The organism is Serratia sp. PL17 (assembly GCF_017832355.1).
Lineage (GTDB): Bacteria > Pseudomonadota > Gammaproteobacteria > Enterobacterales > Enterobacteriaceae > Serratia.
This window is the reverse complement of sequence record NZ_JAFIBY010000003.1, coordinates 173242-192857: the sequence shown is the minus strand read 5'-3', so window position 1 is coordinate 192857 and position 19616 is coordinate 173242. Positions and strand designations below refer to the sequence as shown.

20 protein-coding genes are annotated in these 19616 nt (G+C 52.6%); 16 read left to right on the top strand and 4 right to left on the bottom strand.

Translation table 11 applies throughout. The features are described 5' to 3' along the window. The first annotated feature begins 531 nt into the window (after nucleotides 1-531). The 10 genes from JOE25_RS12480 (at nucleotide 532) to sbmC (ending at nucleotide 9508) form a co-directional block, all read left to right on the top strand. Entirely contained in the window at nucleotides 532-1620 is a 1089-nt protein-coding gene (locus tag JOE25_RS12480; RefSeq protein WP_245209864.1) for an MFS transporter, read from the top strand. 42 nt (nucleotides 1621-1662) lie between these two features. Beyond that, nucleotides 1663-2520, top strand: coding sequence for a cupin-like domain-containing protein (locus tag JOE25_RS12475; RefSeq protein ID WP_209635633.1), 858 nt, complete (start codon nucleotides 1663-1665; stop codon nucleotides 2518-2520). Further along, on the top strand, nucleotides 2517-3740 hold the full coding sequence (locus tag JOE25_RS12470; protein WP_209635631.1) for an aminotransferase class I/II-fold pyridoxal phosphate-dependent enzyme: 1224 nt from the start codon (nucleotides 2517-2519) through the stop codon (nucleotides 3738-3740). The genes JOE25_RS12475 and JOE25_RS12470 overlap by 4 nt, the downstream gene beginning before the upstream one ends. Further along, a complete protein-coding gene (locus JOE25_RS12465; protein WP_209635629.1) occupies nucleotides 3737-4600 on the top strand; it encodes an aldolase/citrate lyase family protein in 864 nt (287 codons plus the stop codon). The genes JOE25_RS12470 and JOE25_RS12465 overlap by 4 nt, the downstream gene beginning before the upstream one ends. Continuing rightward, nucleotides 4597-5484 (top strand): acetylating acetaldehyde dehydrogenase, encoded by an 888-nt coding sequence (locus JOE25_RS12460; protein ID WP_209635627.1) that lies wholly within the window; start codon nucleotides 4597-4599, stop codon nucleotides 5482-5484. Before JOE25_RS12465 ends, JOE25_RS12460 begins: the two co-directional genes overlap by 4 nt. Further along, nucleotides 5468-6469, top strand: a complete 1002-nt coding sequence (gene dmpG / locus JOE25_RS12455) for a 4-hydroxy-2-oxovalerate aldolase (protein ID WP_209635625.1) — start codon at nucleotides 5468-5470, stop codon at nucleotides 6467-6469. Before JOE25_RS12460 ends, dmpG begins: the two co-directional genes overlap by 17 nt. 2 nt (nucleotides 6470-6471) lie before the next feature. Further along, nucleotides 6472-7422: an ornithine cyclodeaminase family protein gene (locus JOE25_RS12450; protein ID WP_245209892.1), complete on the top strand. Its 951-nt coding sequence runs from the start codon at nucleotides 6472-6474 to the stop codon at nucleotides 7420-7422. Then, nucleotides 7416-7925, top strand: a complete 510-nt coding sequence (locus tag JOE25_RS12445; RefSeq protein ID WP_209635621.1) for a MaoC family dehydratase — start codon at nucleotides 7416-7418, stop codon at nucleotides 7923-7925. The genes JOE25_RS12450 and JOE25_RS12445 overlap by 7 nt, the downstream gene beginning before the upstream one ends. A gap of 238 nt (nucleotides 7926-8163) precedes the next feature. Then, a complete protein-coding gene (kynA, locus tag JOE25_RS12440) occupies nucleotides 8164-9006 on the top strand; it encodes a tryptophan 2,3-dioxygenase (RefSeq protein WP_209635619.1) in 843 nt (280 codons plus the stop codon). A 31-nt stretch (nucleotides 9007-9037) separates the two neighbouring features. Next, entirely contained in the window at nucleotides 9038-9508 is a 471-nt protein-coding gene (gene sbmC, locus JOE25_RS12435) for a DNA gyrase inhibitor SbmC (protein ID WP_209635617.1), read from the top strand. 23 nt (nucleotides 9509-9531) lie between these two features. Here sbmC and JOE25_RS12430 read toward each other — a convergent pair whose 3' ends face one another. After that, on the bottom strand, nucleotides 9532-10464 hold the full coding sequence (locus JOE25_RS12430; protein WP_209635615.1) for a LysR family transcriptional regulator: 933 nt from the start codon (nucleotides 10462-10464) through the stop codon (nucleotides 9532-9534). Nucleotides 10465-10562: 98 nt separating this feature from the next. Here JOE25_RS12430 and pcp point away from each other — a divergent pair, with 98 nt between their 5' ends. Then, nucleotides 10563-11210: a pyroglutamyl-peptidase I gene (pcp, locus tag JOE25_RS12425; RefSeq protein WP_209635613.1), complete on the top strand. Its 648-nt coding sequence runs from the start codon at nucleotides 10563-10565 to the stop codon at nucleotides 11208-11210. Between the two features lie 42 nt (nucleotides 11211-11252). Here the strand turns inward: pcp and JOE25_RS12420 are convergent, their stop codons facing one another. The 3 genes from JOE25_RS12420 to ydgT all read right to left on the bottom strand — a co-directional run bounded on the left by JOE25_RS12420 (nucleotide 11253) and on the right by ydgT (nucleotide 13150). Further along, on the bottom strand, nucleotides 11253-12287 hold the full coding sequence (locus JOE25_RS12420; protein ID WP_209635611.1) for an NADP-dependent oxidoreductase: 1035 nt from the start codon (nucleotides 12285-12287) through the stop codon (nucleotides 11253-11255). A gap of 77 nt (nucleotides 12288-12364) precedes the next feature. Further along, complete coding sequence (uspC, locus tag JOE25_RS12415; RefSeq protein ID WP_209635609.1) at nucleotides 12365-12784, bottom strand: universal stress protein UspC; 420 nt, start codon at nucleotides 12782-12784, stop codon at nucleotides 12365-12367. Between the two features lie 150 nt (nucleotides 12785-12934). After that, a complete protein-coding gene (ydgT, locus tag JOE25_RS12410; RefSeq protein ID WP_012145712.1) occupies nucleotides 12935-13150 on the bottom strand; it encodes a transcription modulator YdgT in 216 nt (71 codons plus the stop codon). 1462 nt (nucleotides 13151-14612) lie between these two features. Here ydgT and flhD point away from each other — a divergent pair. The 5 genes from flhD to cheA all read left to right on the top strand — a co-directional run bounded on the left by flhD (nucleotide 14613) and on the right by cheA (nucleotide 19603). Continuing rightward, on the top strand, nucleotides 14613-14963 hold the full coding sequence (gene flhD, locus JOE25_RS12405; RefSeq protein ID WP_209635607.1) for a flagellar transcriptional regulator FlhD: 351 nt from the start codon (nucleotides 14613-14615) through the stop codon (nucleotides 14961-14963). After that, the gene (gene flhC, locus JOE25_RS12400) at nucleotides 14963-15547 is read left to right on the top strand and encodes a flagellar transcriptional regulator FlhC (protein WP_209635605.1); all 585 of its coding nucleotides are present in this window, start codon (nucleotides 14963-14965) and stop codon (nucleotides 15545-15547) included. The genes flhD and flhC overlap by 1 nt, the downstream gene beginning before the upstream one ends. A gap of 216 nt (nucleotides 15548-15763) precedes the next feature. After that, nucleotides 15764-16654 carry a flagellar motor stator protein MotA gene (gene motA / locus JOE25_RS12395; RefSeq protein WP_037418923.1) on the top strand — a complete coding sequence of 297 codons (891 nt, stop codon included), beginning with the start codon at nucleotides 15764-15766 and terminating at the stop codon, nucleotides 16652-16654. After that, entirely contained in the window at nucleotides 16651-17616 is a 966-nt protein-coding gene (gene motB / locus JOE25_RS12390) for a flagellar motor protein MotB (RefSeq protein WP_209635603.1), read from the top strand. Before motA ends, motB begins: the two co-directional genes overlap by 4 nt. Before the next feature lie 4 nt (nucleotides 17617-17620). After that, nucleotides 17621-19603 carry a chemotaxis protein CheA gene (gene cheA, locus JOE25_RS12385; RefSeq protein ID WP_209635601.1) on the top strand — a complete coding sequence of 661 codons (1983 nt, stop codon included), beginning with the start codon at nucleotides 17621-17623 and terminating at the stop codon, nucleotides 19601-19603. Nucleotides 19604-19616 lie beyond the last annotated feature (13 nt).

Sequence of the window (19616 nt, the reverse complement as noted above, 5' to 3'; positions counted from 1 at the left end):
ATTTCCGCATGAATGTTGAGTTAACTCATTGTATTTTAAATTGAATGCATAATTGCATTCATATGATGCAAAAACGCTCTTGATAATATTGATTAGCGTTGCTAATTCTTAATGCCCATCCTATTAAATGTTCTTATTTGATTGTTATAATTTTACACGATGGTGTGTTAGTAATTACTAATCACAACGATGTTGATATTAAAAATACTACATTGCCTGTGCTGTAGGCAATGTGGGGGTGTTTTGGGTTTTATTATACGCCAGCGGCTATGTGAAAACGTATCAATTAAAGACTGGCCGCATTGTGCACATCTTCTTATAAGCGGATGGATATATCTCAATAGATATATTTATTTGTCTGGGTATACGTGATTTTATTAACGAGAGTCCTTTATGGAAACAAATGACATTGAGTCTAAATTCAGTTTTGCTTCCTATACCCGATTACTGTCCGGGCCTGGGCATGCTACGCTTTCATTATTTGGGCTACTCGTTCGCTTTCCTGTGGCGATGCGGTCTATTAGCTGCATCATGTTAATATCTGCAACCACTAACTCACTGTGGATGGCGGGTACCGTTGCTGGGGCGTTAATGATTACACAGGCCTTGGCCAGTCCTGTGCTGGGTCGATTTGCTGACCAAATGAGTCAGCAAAAGGTACTTATTACCACCAGCTGCTGTCATGTCATGGCAATAACGCTGCTTATCGTCTTGGTGTTATTTAATGCACATTTATGGGCGATTATGGCTGCGGCTATTGCTATTGGTTGTTCATCGGTACCGGTTGACGGTTTTATTCGGACGCGCTGGGCGTCAATGGTTACCGATGAGGCACTGCGAACGGCGTATGCATTAGAGACGGTTCTCGATGAGATTATTTTCTTATTGGGGCCGTTAATCGCCATTGTTTTAGCCACTGTATTGCACCCTGCCGCAGGTTTGGTGTTGTGCGCCATGCTCACGTTCAGTGGTTCTATGGCTCTGGTGCTGCATCGACGTTCGGAGCCCGTGATTGTGCAGCGGGCCGATAAAGATACCCGCAAAGCCATTAGCATGGCATGGGTTCGTCGGCTGATGATCTCCTATGCCGCAGTGGGCATCTTTCTCGGTGCTATCGACGTCATGATGATCGCCTTTGCAAAAGAGGCGGGCAATCCGACTCTGGCTGGCGTGCTATTGTCGCTTTGTGCGGCGGGCAGCCTGGTCGGCGGTATCTGTTATGGTGCGATGCACTGGTCTGTACCGCAGCCACGGTTGCTGCTGATCACGTCCGCAACGCTGTGTGCGGGGACGCTGCCTCTGGTGTTCACCAATGCCCCCATCATTATGGGGATCTCTGCATTTGTTGCAGGTATATCGGTGGCTCCCTTATTAATCACCTGCAGTAACCTATTGGAATCCTTAACCCCGAAAGGCTGCCTGTCCGAGGGGTTTTCCTGGTTGTCCAGTGCCGGATGGTTGGGGTTTTCCTTAGGGGTATCGCTAGGCGGGCAGCTTTCCGATCAGGCAGGCGCCGCTCACGTTGCCTGGATCGCCGTTGCTGCCGGTGTACTCGCCTTGTTAGCCAGTCTGTTCAGCCAGTCATTACTCAGTGAGAAGTCAACGCCAAGCCCAGTTTAACGGGCTATCTCAATATTATTACGAGACAGGAAAACGGCAATCGTGAACCAGTTAACAACGGGTATTCCCGTTCCCCGTATTACCTTTAATGAATTCGTTGCTATGGGTGTTGAGGCTATATTTAGAGCCGATGTTCCGGTGATTATCACGGATTTACCGCTGGATGTCAGCCATAGCGCAAATGACCTTATTGCACAGCGGTTAGGTGATGATAATGTCACCTTGTTCCGGGAGGCCAGCAATAAGGAAAATACCGAGCGTTGGAAAACCATGAAAATACAGCTGCGTGGTTTTTTGGGGAATGAGGAATATCAGAAAGACCATAATACGTGGTATCGCGTGGTTTCCAATATTATGCACCGACCGGAAGATATTAATGCCATCCTCGGATTCGACGCATTTTCGTTGTTGGCTTCTCGGCGCGGTTTGAATGCGGCTAATTTGTGGATCAGTTATCATGGCGTTTTCACACAGAGCCACTTTGATGAGCTGGAGAATTTCAATATTTCTCTACAGGGAAGAAAAAGATTCGTTCTTTTTCCGCCTGGTCGCCGCGATTACTACCCGCGATCAATTCTCAAGGGGTTTGGCGATAAGTCCCAGGTTTTTGACTTCAATAATATTGACCCTCAACGTTTTCCCCGTTTGGCGGCGAAAATCTCACAAAAGCGTGATTTCATTTTAGAACCCGGCGAGATGCTTTATTTGCCGCTGGGGTGGTGGCACCAGGCCGAATCGTTAGACGATCTAAACATCAACGTGAATTTTTGGCTGTGGGATCTAAAAATCCTGCGCCGGCCCTATGTCTTGTATTCCGCACTCTACACCGCCGCCTATCGCAAGTTCAAAGGCATCTACAACTATCAACCCGAACCTACCAAGAAGGAAGGTACTCGATGACCAGCCGTAAGAGAATTGTCCCAACTAACCAGTTTCGCAACAATGACAAAGCTATCGGTATTGGTAACCCTTTCTGGGATATGTCAGAGAACAATGGGCTCGCGGGGATCATCGCCGGGCTCGACAATGACCTTCTGTCGACCCAAAGTGGCCATCAGTTTATTAACTTTAGCTGTTGTTCTTACCTGAATCTGGACTCCCACCCGAAGGTCATCGAGGGGGCTATCGATGCTATTCGTCGTTATGGCGTGCTGGATCACTGTATCGCGCGTAGCCGAGTCCAGCTTCCTGTCTTGAAGGCGTTGGAAGAATCCCTGGGTGAGTTGTTCAAGGCCGATGTTCTCAGCGGTGTCTCAGCGAGCAGCATCAGCGGTGGTTTACTCCCTTTGATTGCGTCAGGGCATTTGGGTAACGGTGTGCGGCCTTTAATGATCTTCGATAAGCATGCTCATGTGTCGTTAGCGGCGGCTAAACCTGCCTGTGCCGATGAAACCGAGGTTGTCACCTGCAATTACCATGATCTCGACTTTATCAAGGACTGCTGCAAGAAATACGAACGGGTCTGCTACGTGGTTGACGGCAGCGATAGCCTGGGGGGATATGCACCGGTCAAAGCGCTGGCCGAGCTGCAAGATAAATATGGCCTGATGGTGTTTTACGATGATTCCCACTCTATCTCGGCCTATGGTGAGCGCGGAATTGGCTATGTTCGTTCGCACAGCCCGGCGCTGAATGAGAACACCATTATGGTGGTCACGCTCAACAAAGCTTTTGGCACCAGCGGTGCGGCCATACTGCTCAACGGTTATTCCCAGAAGATGCTACGCCTGGTTGAACGTTTTGGCGGTGGGCTCAACTATTCACAAAATCTCAATACGGCAGCGATCGGTGCCAGCCTGGCCTCGGCAGACATTCACCGAACGGCTGAATTGCCAATGTTGCAGAAGAAACTGTACGACAACATTGCGCTTTTTGACTCACTGATACCGACAGAGCAAAGCGGTAATACTTACCCGATCCGTTTGGTGCCGATGAGTGATGAGACGGTGATCAGCGAAGGGCGTCGCGTAATAGAGGCCGGTTTTTACGTCTCACCGGTATTTTTCCCTATTGTCGCTAAAGGCACCGCGGGTTTGCGGGTCATGATGCGTGCCGGGCAAACAGAAGATCAAATTCGCCGTTTGTGCAAGATTCTGGCTGATGTGAGGGCACCTCAATGACGGATACCGCACGCGCTATTCCCCGCAGCATTCTGTACACGCCGGCCTTATCACTTAACCGTGTCGTTAAGGCGCTGTCTTATGATGCCGATGTTCATTTGATCGATTTGGAGGATTCCGTTCCCGGCCCAGCCAAAGCCGAAGGACGGGTGATCTGCCGTACCGCCCTCGATAATGCCCCCGCATCTGCAAATATTGCCGTGCGCATCAACGCACTGGGTACGATTGATGCGTTGCATGACATGGTCATGCTTTGCAGCGGCAGCACGACACCGGGTTTTATCGTCATGTCCATGGTCAGGTCGCCTGCCGAAGTCATTTTTCTACGTGAGACGTTCGCTTCCGCGGGCAAGTACCCAGAAATTTATCTGACCATAGAGACCGTAGAAGCCATTACCGATCTTGATAACGTGGCCTCGGTGGCTGACGGATTGATTTTTGGTTCAGCAGATTTGGCCGCCACCCTTGGCGTTCAGATTACCTGGTCCGGGATGTTGGCGGCTCGCCAGGCGATGGTGTTGGCGAGCGCCAGACATGGCATTGGTTGTATTGATACCGCCAATTATCGTCTTTCTGAACCCCAGGTATTGGCTCAGGAAATTCAAAGCGCCAAAGATCTGGGTTTCCACGGCAAAGCCACCGTGCATCCTAGCGAACTTGAGTTGATCAATACTGCGCTGCGGCCTAATGAAGAAGCGTTATTGATCGCACGTCGTATCACCGATGCCGTCCAGGCAGCCGAAGGGGGAATTGCCCTGCTGGATGGACACATGGTGGGGCCACCTTTTGCCCGTATGGCCCGGACAACGCTGGGATTAGGCAAGGCGTGGGCTGCGCGTTTCGACAGGAGCAACCCATGACGCTTTCCGTTGCCGTTATCGGGACCGGCGCCATCGGCATGGATCTGGTCAATAAGATTCACCGTTCACCCTTGCTTACTTGCCAACTGCTCGCAGGGCGTAACAAGGATTCAGCCGGTCTTGACATTGCGGCCCGCTTGGGCTGCCCGACCAGCGCTGGCGGCATTGACGCCATTTTGGCCGCGCCAAAACCCTTCGATGTGGTGTTCGACGCGACTAACGCGATGTCACATGTAAAACATTGGGAACTGTTACGCCCGCTAGGCACGTTACTGATCGACTTAACACCCAGCCATGTAGGGAAAATGATCGTACCGACAGTGACGGGAACAGACGCACTGACCGATCGCAATGTCAGCTTAATCAGCTGTGGTGGGCAGGCATCGATACCTATCTTGCATGCGCTGAGCCAGCACTTCGTCATGAACGATATTGAAGTGGTTGCGACGGTTGCCAGTGACATTCTCGGGCGAGCAACCCGAATCAACATCGATGAGTATGTGGAAACAACGCAGATTGCACTCAGCGCCTTCACCGGCGTGGCAAACACCAAGGCAATCCTCAACATCAGCCCAGCGGCACCGCCTGCCATGTTCAGAGTCACGATTTTTGCCGATATCCCGGGCGCGACAACGGAACAGATCACGCCAGTCGTCACCGCTGCGGCTGCGGCGGTGCGTGAATTCTCCGTGGGCTATACGTTGACAGCGTACAAGGTCACCGAAGGGCGCGTGTCGATTTCTCTGGAGGTGGTCGCCAGTAGCCGTGTGATGCCCGAATACGCAGGGAATCTGGATCTGATCAATTCAGCCGCCATTTTGGTTGCAGAACAGTACGCCGCTTATCGAAACAAAACGGAGGGTGCAAATGGCTATCCTAATTAACGATTCAACCCTGCGCGATGGACAACATGCGGTCAAGCACCAACTCACGGCGGATCAGCTGCGAGACTACGCGACCGCAGTCAATAAAACGGGTGTTTCGATTGTCGAGGTTGGCCACGGTAATGGGCTTGGCGCTTCTTCCTATCAGGTGGGGCGTGCCGCATTGAGTGATGATGCGATGCTGGCTATCGTGCGTGAGTCATTGACGAACACCAGGATGGGGGTGTTTATGCTGCCCGGTTGGGGAACCATCGCTGACTTGTCAAAAGCCCTTACCCTTGGCACAGACGTGGTCCGCATCGGCACCCATTGTACGGAAGCGACTCTTGCCGAACGCCATGTGGGATGGTTGCGTGAGCAAGGGGCGGAGGCACACGCAGTGTTGATGATGAGTCACATGGCAACGCCTGAGGAACTGGCTGCGCAGGCCGAGCAGTTAGTGAGGTACGGCGCTCAGGCTGTCGGCATCATGGATTCGGCTGGCAGTCTTTTGCCACAGGATGTGACTGCGCGCATCACGGCGATGCGAATGCAGGTCGATGTGCCGCTGATTTTCCACGGGCACAACAATTTGGGGATGGCGGTGGCTAACTCGGTGGCTGCTGCACAAGCTGGCGCCACCCTTATTGATGGTTGCGCACGGGGATTCGGCGCTGGAGCGGGGAATACCCAACTTGAAGTTTTGGTGCCGGTGTTAGAGCGTCTGGCGTTTAAAACAGGCATAGATCTTTATCGCTTCCTTGATGCTGCCGAACTGGCTGCCCGCGAGTTAATGGTGACTCCGCCGATGATCGACTCCCTGGGCATCGTCAGCGGCCTGGCGGGCGTGTTCTCGGGGTTCAAAAACCCGGTCATCAACCATGCAGGTAGCGCAGGGGTCGATCCGCGAGATGTTTTCTTCGAACTGGGGAAACGCCAAGCCGTTGCCGGGCAAGAAGACCTTATCGTTGAGGTGGTGGCCGAATTGAAGCGGGTGGCCATGTGACGATGCAAATCATCAACGAAGACGACATGTCTGGAAATACCCCACTTCGGCATGTGATGGCCAGCCTGAGCGAGGTCTTCCAGGATTTACGCGGCGGGAAAGCGCAATCGCCGTCGCGAACGTTATTGAACCATGGCCCCTCCGAAATGTTAATCAGCCCCGCGGGCTGGATTAAACGCGGTGTTGCCAGTGTCAAGATAACCACGCTGACGCCCGGCAATTCCATGCAGGGGCTTCCGCTCATTCACGGCGTGGTGGTGCTGACGGACATCAATACCGGTCAGATGCTGGCGTTACTCGACGGCGCCGCCTTAACCGCCGTGAGAACCAGCGCGGTTGCAGGTTTGGCAACCCAGTTGTGTGCGCCTGCGCGGGCCGCTGATCTGGCCATTTTGGGGGCAGGTGTGCAGGCTCGGGCAACCCTGCTGGCGATGCTTGCCGTGCGTCCGATTACCCGAGTGCGGATTTATTCCCGCACAAAGGCCAGAACCGAGGCGTTCGCACAGTGGGCCAGAACGGTAACGACGGCGGAGGTTGTCATCTGTCAGACCTTGTTCGACACAGTGCAGGGCGCCGAGATTATCTGCACGACCACGTCCACGTCTTCTTGCGAGCCGTTGATTGCCGCCGATTGGGTCGCGCCAGGCGCTCATCTGAATATTATCGGTGGTACCCACGAAGAGGCGATGGAAGTGGATCCCGCGTTGCTGAAAACGGCGTTGGTGGTGGTGGAAACCGCCTCTGCCGCGCAGGAGGACGCGGGGGAAGTGCGCACAGCGCTCACGCAAAGGTATATCCAACCGGAGCAGCTTCATGAACTTGGCGCGCTGATTCTTGGCGAGGTTGCGGCTAATAAAGGGCAGACCACGCTATTTCGCAGTGTGGGGCTGGCTATTGAAGACACGGCGGCGGCGATCGCGCTTTACGAATCCAGGGAGAAAACGGCATGTTAAAACGGATTGGCGACAATGAATATGTGGAAGAACAGGGTGGCGATTACGAGGATTTCGATCCTGGCATGACGATCAAACATTGGCCTGGCCGTACTCTCAGCGAGGCTGATAACACCTGGTTGACCCTACTGACGATGAACCAGCACCCCTTGCATTTCGATCAGGTTTACAGCGCCCAGGCCGAATATGGCCGCGTTCTGGTGAACAGCAGCATTACGTTGGCTCTGGTCAGCGGTATGACGGTACAGGCATTGTCTGCCCGGGCAGTCGCCAACCTCGGGTGGGATAAAGTACGGTTAAAAGATCCGCTTTTTGTCGGCGACACACTCTATGCAACCAGCAAAATCCTGGCGAAACGTCCCTCAAAGTCTCAGCCCAATAACGGCATCATCACGGTGGAAACGCGGGGGATCAAATCCACAGGTGAAACGGTGATCACCTTCGAAAGGTCTTTCATGGTACGGCGTCGGGAGGCTATTCAACCTTCACCGGGACGGGACTAAAAAAGGATTTTCATGTGCATGATTCACTGATGAAACCCCGCCGATAAGCCGTGCGGGGGCAATTTGCTCAGCGGATAAACAGAAAGCCCTCGCAGGGATGAAAGCCGTCTCCCCAAGGTTAAAAACTGCGAGGCAACTCTCGTTTATAGTCATTCGGAGCGAGGGGGGATGTACTATTGTTTTCTGGTTGCAGCACGCTACACACCGCTTCCGGTCGTGGGCGCAGCGGAGAGAACAGATGAACAAACGGGAATTAGAAAGCGCGATTGTCACCGACTTTTCCAAACGCATGAGTTACGGCGACTACCTGTGCCTGGACCAACTGCTGGACTGTCAGCACCCGCTGTCCAACCCGCAGCATCATGATGAGATGCTCTTTGTGGTGCAGCACCAGACCTCTGAACTGTGGATGAAATTGATGCTGCACGAGCTGCAAGCGGCACGAACCTTGGTGCAGCAGGACAAGCTCAGCCATTGCTTCAAGATCCTGGCGCGGGTTAAGCAGATCCAGCGTCTGTTGTTTGAGCAGTGGGCGGTGTTGGAAACCCTGACGCCGTCGGAATACGTTGAGTTCCGCGACGTGCTGGGCAACTCTTCCGGTTTCCAGTCTCACCAATACCGTTCCATCGAGTTTTTACTAGGCAATAAGAATGCGGCAATGCTGGCAGTGTTCAGTAACGACGCGGAAAAACACGCTGCGCTGAAGGCGATCCTCGAGGCGCCAAGCCTGTACGATGAATATTTGCTCTATCTGTCACGTCATGGCCTGCCTATTCCGCAAGCGTGTATCGAACGTGACTGGACACAACCTTATCAGCGCAATCCAAATCTGCTGCCTGCGTTTAAAGAGATCTATGACAACCCGCAAAAGTATTGGGAAGCCTATGAAATGGCGGAGAAGCTGGTAGATATAGAAGAAAGCTTCCACCTGTGGCGTTTCCGACATATGAAGACGGTGGAACGTATCATCGGTTTCAAAATGGGCACCGGCGGCTCAAGCGGCGTCAGCTTCCTGAAAAAGGCGTTGGAATTGACTTTCTTCCCTGAGTTACTGGATGTGCGCACCGAAATTGGCGCGTAGGTTGAGCTCAACAGGGTGTCAGGAGCGGGTAATGACGTTAAGAATTGAAGATAAACGGGCAGAAAAAGTGGCTGGCGTGCGGGTCGTTGGGCCTTACCCGGAAACCGTTCCCCAGGGCGTCAAACAGCTGGTGGCCTGGCAACGGCAACATGGGGTCCCGATAGGCAAATGGCTGGTGTTGTATTGGGACGATCCGTCGGTGGTCGCGCCTGAACAACTGCGGGCCGACGTGGTGTTTACCGTGCCGGATGACTTTGTGCTACCAACGCCGATTCATGACGGATTCGCACTGCAAACGCTGCCTGCCGGGTTATACGGGATCTATCACGTGCAGATCACCGATGGCGATTTTGGCAAAGCCTGGGCAGATTTCTATCAGCGAGAACTGCCGGCCAGTGGCTACAAGCCCACCGCAGGCGTGTGTTACGAGCATTACCTCAACGACTGTGAGGCCGATGGCTATTTTGATCTTGATATTTATCAGACGGTGCAGAAAATGTAGGGCCTAACCCCGGTGTACTGGGGTTAAATCAGGATGTCACCCACGTTTAACTGGGCGATGGTATTACAGAGCCAGGCCAGCGCAGGATCTCGCTTGGCCTGTCGGCCCGCGATCAAATCGATAGAAAATTCAGCCACTGCCAGTTCCGAGGGCAGTGGTAAGAAACAGACCTTTTCAGGATCGGAAAAGCGTCTGGCGACGCTGCACGCAAGGGTGGCGATCAGATCGCTGCCGGCGACGACCGCAGGCAACGCAATAATGTGAGAGAACGTCGCTGCAACCCGCCGCTCCAACCCCATGTCAGCCAACCGCCGGTCTATGATCCCACGTGCAGATCCGTCATCCGACGGCGCGTAAAGTGCGTGGGGTAAGGTGAGGTACTCTCGCAAGCCCCAGTGCCCGGCGGCCAACTGCGGGTGCTGTTGGTTGGCAATACAGACGAAGCTCTCGTTAAACAACGGTTGCACCAGCATGCCTTCCTCCGCGTTGAGATGCCCACCCAGGGCTACGTCTATTTCTCCGCGCTCAAGTTGCTGCACTATCGTGCGGCGATCCAGCCGCGAAACGCGAATATCAATGCCGGGGGCGTCCTGGCGCAGTCGGCTTATGATGAGCGGCAACAGCGTGATATCGGCATAGTCGCCGGCGGCTAACCTAAAGCGGCGCTGGTTTGCCGTGGCGGGATCGAAGTGGGTCGGCGGCGTCAACGCATGACGTATTTGTTCCAGTACGGGGCGTATTTGCGGCATCAACTGGTGGGCACGTGCGGTTGGCATCATGCTGCCGCCACTGCGGACGAATAGCGGGTCGCCAAACAGGGTCCGCAGCCGGGTCAGGGCATTGCTGACGGAAGGCTGGGCGCGGTTCAGCGTGCGGCCTGCCGCGGTGACATTACGCGTTTGGTACAACGCTTCAAACACCACCAGAAGATTGAGATCGACGCTTGATAAATTCATTTTATGAATACTCTATATACCGATAATCCATTTCCAGAATCATACCGCGTTGTTTAGGCTGAGAGCACGCTGATTCAATAACAACATAAGGTGTGATGATGGAGAGGGTATTGGTGACCGGCATTGAGCCGTTTGATGGGGATCTGATTAATCCGTCATGGCAGGTTGCACAGGCTTTGGCGGGGGAACGGATCGCCGGTGCTGAGGTGGTCGTCTGCCAATTGGCGTGCGTGTTGGGGCTGTCCAATCAGCAGTTGATGTCGGCTATCGACAGGGTGCGCCCAAAGGCGGTGATCTGTCTTGGGCTGGCCGGCGGACGAGCCGAAATATCCGTTGAGCGGGTAGCCGTCAACCTGATCGACGCCCGTATTCCTGATAATGCCGGCAACCAACCCATAGATATACCCATAGTGGACGGCGGGCCGGTGGGCTATTTCTCCACGCTGCCGGTAAAAGCGATCGTGCATCATCTGCGCCAACGGGGGATTCCGGCAGGGGTGTCACAGACAGCGGGTACCTATAACTGCAATCAGCTCTTTTATGGTTTGAGTCACCACATCGCTCAGCAGAATCTGGCAATAAAAGGAGGGTTTATCCACATCCCTTATAGCCATGAGCTGGCGGTGAATCACCCCGGCAAACCGAGTATGGCATTAGCGACCATGATCGAGGCGGTGCGCAGTATTGTGCATACCACATTGACCGTCGGAGAGGACTTATCGATGACTGGCGGTGCAGTGCATTAAGGCAATATGAGGGCGCAGCCTAAGACTGCGCCCTGTCTGAGGTTAGTCCTCGCCTACGCGGATCACTAACTTGCCGAAGTTCTTGCCTTGTAACAGACCGATAAATGCCTGTGGTGCATTCTCAAGTCCGTCAACCAGGTCTTCGCGGAATTTGATTTTCCCTTGCTCAATCCACTCGCTCATTTGCCGCAGGAATTCGTCAAAACCTTCTGCAAAGTCATCAAAAATAATAAAACCTTGCATGCGGATGCGCTTACGCAAAATCAGCCCTTGCAACATCGGCAGGCGATCGGGCCCGGCAGGCAAGTTGGTTGCGTTATAGTGGGCGATAATGCCGCAGACAGGAATACGTGCCTGGGTGTTCAGCAGCGGAATCACGGCATCGAACACGGCGCCACCGACGTTCTCATAGTAAATATCGATGCCCTGTGGGCAAGCGGCGGCCAACTGTGCAGCAAAGTCAGGTGCCCGGTGATCGATACAGGCATCGAAGCCCAGCTCTTCCACGACATACCGACATTTCTCTTTACCGCCAGCGACGCCGACGACGCGGCACCCTTTCAGTTTTGCGACTTGCCCGACCACCGATCCCACGGCGCCGCTGGCCGCTGCGACCACCAGGGTTTCACCGGGTTTCGGTTGGCCAATCTCTGTCAACCCCATATAAGCCGTAAAGCCAGGCATGCCCAATACGCCTAGCAGACGTGTCGGGTGAGCTAGGTGGGGGCCGAGGTTGCGCAAGTCGCTGCCGTCGGACAGCGCGTAATCCTGCCAACCGTCATAGCCTAATACCCAGTCGCCGGGTTTGAAGTCGGGGTGTTGTGACGTGACAACACGTGATACCGTGCCGCCGACCATGGCTTCACCGATCTGCACGGGGGGAGCATAAGAGGGGGCATCGCTCATGCGACCGCGCATATAGGGATCAAGTGACAGATAAACGGTGCGTAACAGTACCTGGCCCGCAGCGGGCTGCGGCGTGGGGACGGTTTCCAGACGGAAATTGTCAGCGGTAGGTTCACCGTGTGGGCGTGAGGCCAGCAAAAAACGGCGGTTTTGGTGCATAGACTGAGACATCAGAAGCTCCTTATGCGGACAGGGAACCTAAGTCTAGCCAATCATCATGAAGGGCGAATAGCCTAATGTGCTCAGCGTTAAAGAGGGATGATCAGCACGTCTATGTGGCTGGTATTGATAAAGCGCGCCGCAGAACAAGAGACTTTGTTCATCATGCTGTCACTGTGATTGCCGCATACCACCAGATCAAACGTCTGTTGTCGACTGGCGTAGCTCAGGCTGTCACCCAACTCACCGTGTACGATTAACGTATCGGCAATCGGATAATCGGCCCGCAGGCGCAATTCCTCCATAAACAGCAGCGTTTCTTCCTCCATCAATGCACGCAAATCCCCCAGCATCGGCCCTGCGAAGTTATTGTAGATTTCTGGATTGGCGATCATGCTAAGCAGGGTGATTTTACCGTTGTAGGGTCGCACGATAGAGACGGCTTTTTCAACCAGGCGGTGGCTGTCTGCCGCCACCGCGACGGTAACCAAAACGTTTTGATATCCCATCTTCCACTCCTGTTTCCTGTTCTTAGGGCAAAGGGTAGAGCCTGGTGACGTTAATAAATGTGTTTTGTATCACGCGCGTCAATAAATCCCGGGTTATTGCCGTTATTTAGCAATAAAAGATAAAGGGCACGCGTGAGTAATTAAGGGCAATTATAGCACTTGCGCCCACAGCGTTTTTGGCACCTTACCCAAATCGAACAGTTTACCCGCAACCAACTCGGCGCGACGGTGATCCGCAGCACGATACATATTGCTGATTTCAATATCATTATCAATAGAATAGTTAAGCTTATCGTACACTTTTTCTACGCTGTCCAAGCTGGTGCATTTACGGAATGTCATCAGGTAATCCAGGGTATCAGTCATGATTAAAATATAGCCTGTTAATAGTTGTAGCCGGACGAAGAAACATCACCCTGTCATCATGACAGCAGCAAAAATGTGATGTGCGACCTGAAAAATTAATTTCAAATAAATAAATTGCAATACGGTAATAATTGGCTGTGCGCAGGCGATCCTGCCTCAGAATAATAATATGCCTGTGCGCTATCGGCAATGCCATCCTGCTGATCAAACTGCTAAATAAGGAAAGTCTCAGGCACATGAATCCGGATCGCAGGGCTGGATGGCGCTGCCAGCACCTACCGGCAACGGCGTTGGCTAAGGTTTTGAGGGCGACGACGCGGGTTTATGTGGGCACCGGAGCCTTGTCTTGCTCCGCTGGGTACATTCGGCTTGTCGGAAGATCCGCTCTTTCAGCAATGGCAGGAGGCGAATAAATTTCCACAATGAATATGATACTCAACCCTACCTGGGGATGAGCGTATGCTCTGCTGGCCGTGATGTGAAATCCACGAGGTATAATGAAACCAGTACATAAAATAAAACGAAACTATGTTTTATTTTATAAGGGCGGTGAATCAAGCAGGGCGGTTTTAATTGGAATGTCGGTATTTGATGAGATTTAACTATTTTTAAGCAGTAACGATAAATTATTAAAGTTTTAATTAACCCTGCCGATAAATCGTTTTGGGATACTTCAGTCAAAAATCTTCAAGAACCTGCCGTTTTTACTCAGTTTGTCCAGAAACATATCGTTACGTCTGTTTTCTTGTTCGCAACGTAGGTGAGACCTTGTTAACCGAACGTGAGCATTCGTTGAAAATTAAAACAGCGAATACGGCAAAGTTTAAGTCAAATCCGAAACCTAATAACCTTATAGTTTACATGCGTTATTTTTCAATGCGGATAGTTTATTGTTTATTAAACGGTTATTTATACTGTCTTTATCGCCTACGAACAGATTTTTGTTCTGTTATTTTAGTTTGGTAATGCTTTTGTTCGAATTGATCTAAAAAAGATATTTTTTTGGCTTATATACATTGTTTTTAAGACGTTTTTTTACTTATGGTTGTTTTTTGAGCAAAAACAAGGTTAAAAAACGTACTGGCTACGTGATATTTGGCTTAAATATTTTTTATTTTTGTGATCTAGATCACATTGTATTTAAAATTGCCGCTTACTTACATTGTGTGTGCTAATGGTTCGGGGGTAGAGTTGCGCTGCATTAGGAATAATCTTATTAATTTTGTAAAAATAGTTTCACGGTGGCTAAACACTGCTGAAGCAAAATGCTGTACATCCATACACGTTGGTTTACGCACGTATCAAATACTGAATGATGGTCCGAATTTAGTGATGTGGAAAAATTTATAACGACTGTTATTCAGAGATTCATTTGCCAACTTCGGGAACAAACCCAGGTCACGGGCGATAAAAATTATCACCCAGCGTATGTTTTTAAACATAGTCTGTCGGGATGGGGAATATGGGTACGTCTGAATTACTTAAGCATATTTATGACATCAACCTGTCATATTTACTTTTAGCACAGCGTCTGATTAATGATGAAAAAGCCTCGGCGATGTTCCGTCTGGGTATTGATGAAACTATGGCTGACGCGCTTGCTCAACTCACGTTACCGCAAATGGTCAAACTGGCTGAGACTAACCAGTTGGTCTGTCACTTCCGTTTTAACGATCACAATACGATTGAACGCCTGACGAAAGAGTCACGCGTGGACGATCTGCAGCAAATCCATACGGGCATTTTGCTATCAAGCCATTTACTGCAAGAACTATCGAGTAAAGACGGTAGTGTAACGAAGAAAAGAGCTTGATGATGGCAGAGAAAAGTATCGTTCAGGAAGCCAAGGACATTCAGCTTGCTATGGAGCTGATTACGCTGGGCGCCCGCTTGCAGATGCTGGAAAGTGAAACACAGCTCAGCCGCGGGCGTTTGATCAAGCTCTATAAGGAATTGCGCGGCAGCCCGCCGCCAAAAGGTATGTTGCCGTTCTCGACTGACTGGTTTATGACCTGGGAACAGAACATCCATTCATCGATGTTTTATAACGCTTATAGCTTCTTGATGAAGAGTGGGCACTGTACCGGCGTCGAGGCTGTGATTAAAGCCTACCGTCTTTACCTGGAACAGTGTCCTTATCAACCGGGTGAGGCGCCGTTGTTGGCACTGACCCGTGCCTGGACATTGGTACGTTTCGTCGACAGTGGCATGCTGCAGCTTTCCGCATGTAACTGCTGTGGCGGTACTTTTATTACTCACGCACACCAGCCGTTGAACAGTTTTGTTTGCAGTTTATGCCAACCCCCATCCCGCGCAGTAAAAAGACGTAAACTTTCGCCGCAACTGGCCGATATTATTCCTCAACTGCTGGACGAGCAGGTTAAACGCGCGATTTGAGCCGGCGACAGCGCCGGTTTATCCAGACCTATACCCTCAATGGTTCAGGTTGCAGTCAACACCACTGCAACCTGAAGATGACGGGCATAAACAGAGTTGTTAAACACCGGGTTCGGCAGAACGAACCCATAGGCGCAGCCCAGCCGGCTGCGCCGATACGGCTCAACAGCGCGCTTATCCCACCTTCCATCCACATTGTTAATTTAAGGAATGCGTGTGTTAGTTATTTTGGGTTATCTCGTGGTATTGGGTGCGGTCTTTGGGGGCTACCTGATTGTGGGGGGCCATCTGGGTGCACTTTATCAGCCGGCAGAGTTCTTGATCATCGGCGGTGCGGGCATCGGCGCTTTTATCGTGGGCAACAACGGTAAGGCGATAAAGTCTACCCTGCGCGCCATTCCCAAACTGATGCGTCGTTCGAAATACAGCAAAGATTTGTACATGGATCTGATGGCGCTGCTGTACCGGCTATTGGCCAAATCCCGCCAGCAGGGCATGTTGTCCCTCGAGTTTGATATTGATAATCCGCAGGAAAGTGAAATTTTCTCTAATTATCCGCGCATTCTTGCCGATAACACCCTCGTAGAGTTTATTACCGATTACTTACGGCTGATGGTGAGCGGCAACATGAATGCGTTTGAGATCGAAGCGTTGATGGACGAAGAGATCGAAACCTTTGAGCAGGAAAGCGAGGTGCCGGCAGGCAGCCTGGCGATGGTCGGCGACTCATTGCCGGCCTTTGGTATTGTTGCGGCGGTCATGGGGGTGGTGCACGCACTCGCCTCAGCCGATCGTCCGGCAGCGGAACTGGGCGCGTTGATCGCCAACGCGATGGTCGGTACCTTCCTCGGTATTTTGCTGGCTTACGGCTTTATCTCTCCGTTGGCGACGTTGCTGCGACAAAAAAGTGCCGAAAACGTGAAAATGATGCAATGCATCAAGGTCACGTTGTTGTCTAGCCTGAATGGTTACGCCCCGCAGATCGCGGTCGAATTCGGCCGTAAAACGTTGTACACCACTGAACGCCCGTCCTTCGTTGAACTGGAAGAACATGTGCGTCGGGTGAAAGCGCCGGCACAGCAGGCGACGGAAGAAGAACAGGCATGAAGCAGAATCACCCGGTTGTTTTGGTCAGAAAGCGCAAGTCGCATCATGCCAGCCATCACGGCGGCTCATGGAAAATTGCCTATGCCGACTTTATGACGGCGATGATGGCATTTTTCCTGGTGATGTGGCTGCTGGCAATCGCCAGCCCGCAAGAGCTGACACAAATCGCCGAATACTTCCGCACACCGCTGAAAGTGGCGTTGACCGCGGGCGATAAGAGCAGTTCGGAAAGCAGCCCGATCCCTGGCGGTGGGGATGACCCTACCCAACAGGACGGGTTGGTGAAAAAGCAAATTGACACCTTGGAAAAGCGTGACGAAGAACTGCGACTGAACAAACTGCGTGAAAAGCTTGATGAGCTGATTGAATCCGATCCGCGCTTGAAGGCGCTGCGCCCGCATCTACTGATCAACATGATGGATGAAGGGCTACGCATTCAGATCATTGATAGCCAGAACCGCCCGATGTTCAAAACCGGCAGTGCGCAAGTGGAAAGCTACATGCGCGATATTCTGCGTGCCATTGCGCCTATCCTGAACGATTTGCCGAATAAAATCAGTTTGTCTGGCCATACCGATGACATTCCGTATGCCACGGGTGAACGGGGTTACAGCAACTGGGAATTGTCAGCCGATCGGGCCAATGCGTCACGGCGTGAGCTGATCGCCGGTGGGCTTTCGGAAGGCAAGGTGCTGCGCGTCGTGGGTATGGCCGCCACCATGAGCCTCAAGCAACACGGCGCAGACGATGCGATTAACCGCCGAATCACCGTGTTGGTGTTGAACAAGCAAACCCAGCAAGGCATCGAACACGAAAATGGCGAAAGCACGGCGATGGACATTGCCCAACCGGTCGAACTGAAGTCATTGGCGCCGTCGGCAACGGCCCCGGCAACCCTCATTGTTCCGGAAGCACCGGCGGCTCTCCCTTCACCAACTAACAGCGACTCACAGCAGAGGTGACCCCGTGAGCATGGATATTAGTGCGTTTTATCAGACTTTTTTTGATGAAGCAGACGAGTTGCTGGCCGACATGGAGCAACATCTGCTGGAGCTCGATCCCTTGGCTCCGGACATTGAGCCGCTGAATGCCATTTTCCGTGCGGCACATTCGATCAAGGGCGGCGCGGCCACCTTTGGTTTCTCGGTGCTGCAGGAAACGACTCACCTGCTGGAGAACTTGCTGGACGGTGCGCGGCGTCAGGAAATGAGCCTGAGTACCGAAATTATCAACCTGTTTCTGGAAACCAAAGACATTATGCAGGAGCAACTGGACGCCTACAAAACGTCGCAAAAGCCGGATGCCGACAGCTTTGAATATATTTGCCAGGCACTGCGGCAGCTTGCATTAGACGCACAGCAGCAGGATGCTCCCGCTGCACAACCTGTCACAGAACATGCCGTTGTTGCGCCTGAGGCGATCGAAGGCGGGGTGCGCGTTTGCTTGTGCGGCCTGAAGCCGAATGAAGTCCCGCTGATGCTCGAAGAGCTGGGGAATCTGGGCGAGGTGAAGAACCCGCACCAAACAGACAACAGCCTGGAAGTCACGTTACTGACTTCCGCCAGTGAAGACGACATCAGTGCGGTGCTGTGTTTTGTGCTGGAACCGGAGCAAATCAGCTTCTCCACGCCGCCGCAGGCCGAACCGTCGCCCGTTGTCTCGCCGCAGCCGGAGCCTGTCGTCGCAGCAGCCCCGCCAGTGCCTGCCGCCAAACCGGCACCGGCGATGGCTGATGCGCCTAAATCGCGTGCCAAGGCCAGCGAATCGACCAGTATCCGCGTCGCGGTAGAAAAAGTGGATCAGTTGATCAACCTGGTGGGCGAACTGGTGATCACCCAGTCCATGCTGGCGCAGCGTTCTGGCAGCCTGGACCCGGTGAATCACGGCGATCTGCTGAACAGCATGAGCCAGTTGGAGCGCAATGCGCGCGATCTGCAAGAGTCGGTGATGTCGATCCGCATGATGCCGATGGAGTACGTGTTTAGCCGTTTCCCTCGCTTGGTTCGCGATCTGGCCAGCAAGCTGAACAAGCAGGTAGAGCTGCAATTGCAGGGCAGTTCTACCGAACTGGACAAAAGCCTGATCGAACGCATTATCGATCCGTTAACGCACCTGGTTCGCAACAGTTTGGATCACGGTATTGAAGACCCGGAAACGCGTGTTGCGGCGGGTAAGTCGGCAGTGGGTAATCTGATCCTGTCGGCAGAACATCAGGGCGGCAATATCTGCATTGAAGTCACTGATGACGGCGCGGGCCTGAATCGTGAGAAAATTCTCGCCAAAGCGGCATCGCAAGGTATTGCGGTCAGCGACAGCATGAGCGATGAAGACGTCGGTATGCTGATCTTCGCGCCAGGCTTCTCCACCGCCGAACAAGTGACTGACGTGTCCGGTCGTGGTGTCGGCATGGACGTGGTTAAGCGAAATATTCAGGAAATGGGTGGCCATGTAGAAATCCACTCTCAGGCAGGCAAGGGCACGGCTATCCGTATTTTGCTGCCGCTGACGCTGGCTATCCTCGATGGGATGTCGGTCAAGGTAAACAATGAAGTGTTCATTCTGCCTCTCAATGCCGTGATGGAATCACTGCAGCCACAGGCCGAAGATCTGCATCCGTTGGCCGGCGGGGAGCGGGTGTTGCAGGTACGTGGCGAATACCTGCCGTTGGTAGAACTCTTCCGGGTGTTTGAGGTTGAGGGCGCCAAAACCGACGCGACCCAAGGCATTGTCGTTATCCTGCAAAGCGCTGGCCGTCGCTATGCGCTGTTGGTGGATCAACTGATCGGCCAGCACCAGGTCGTGGTCAAGAATCTGGAAAGCAACTATCGCAAAGTGCCGGGGATTTCCGCCGCCACTATTCTCGGTGACGGCAGTGTGGCGTTGATCGTCGATGTCTCGGCGTTGCAAACGCTGAACCGCGAACAGCGTCAGACGGACGCAGCTGCATAATAATTAATCTATT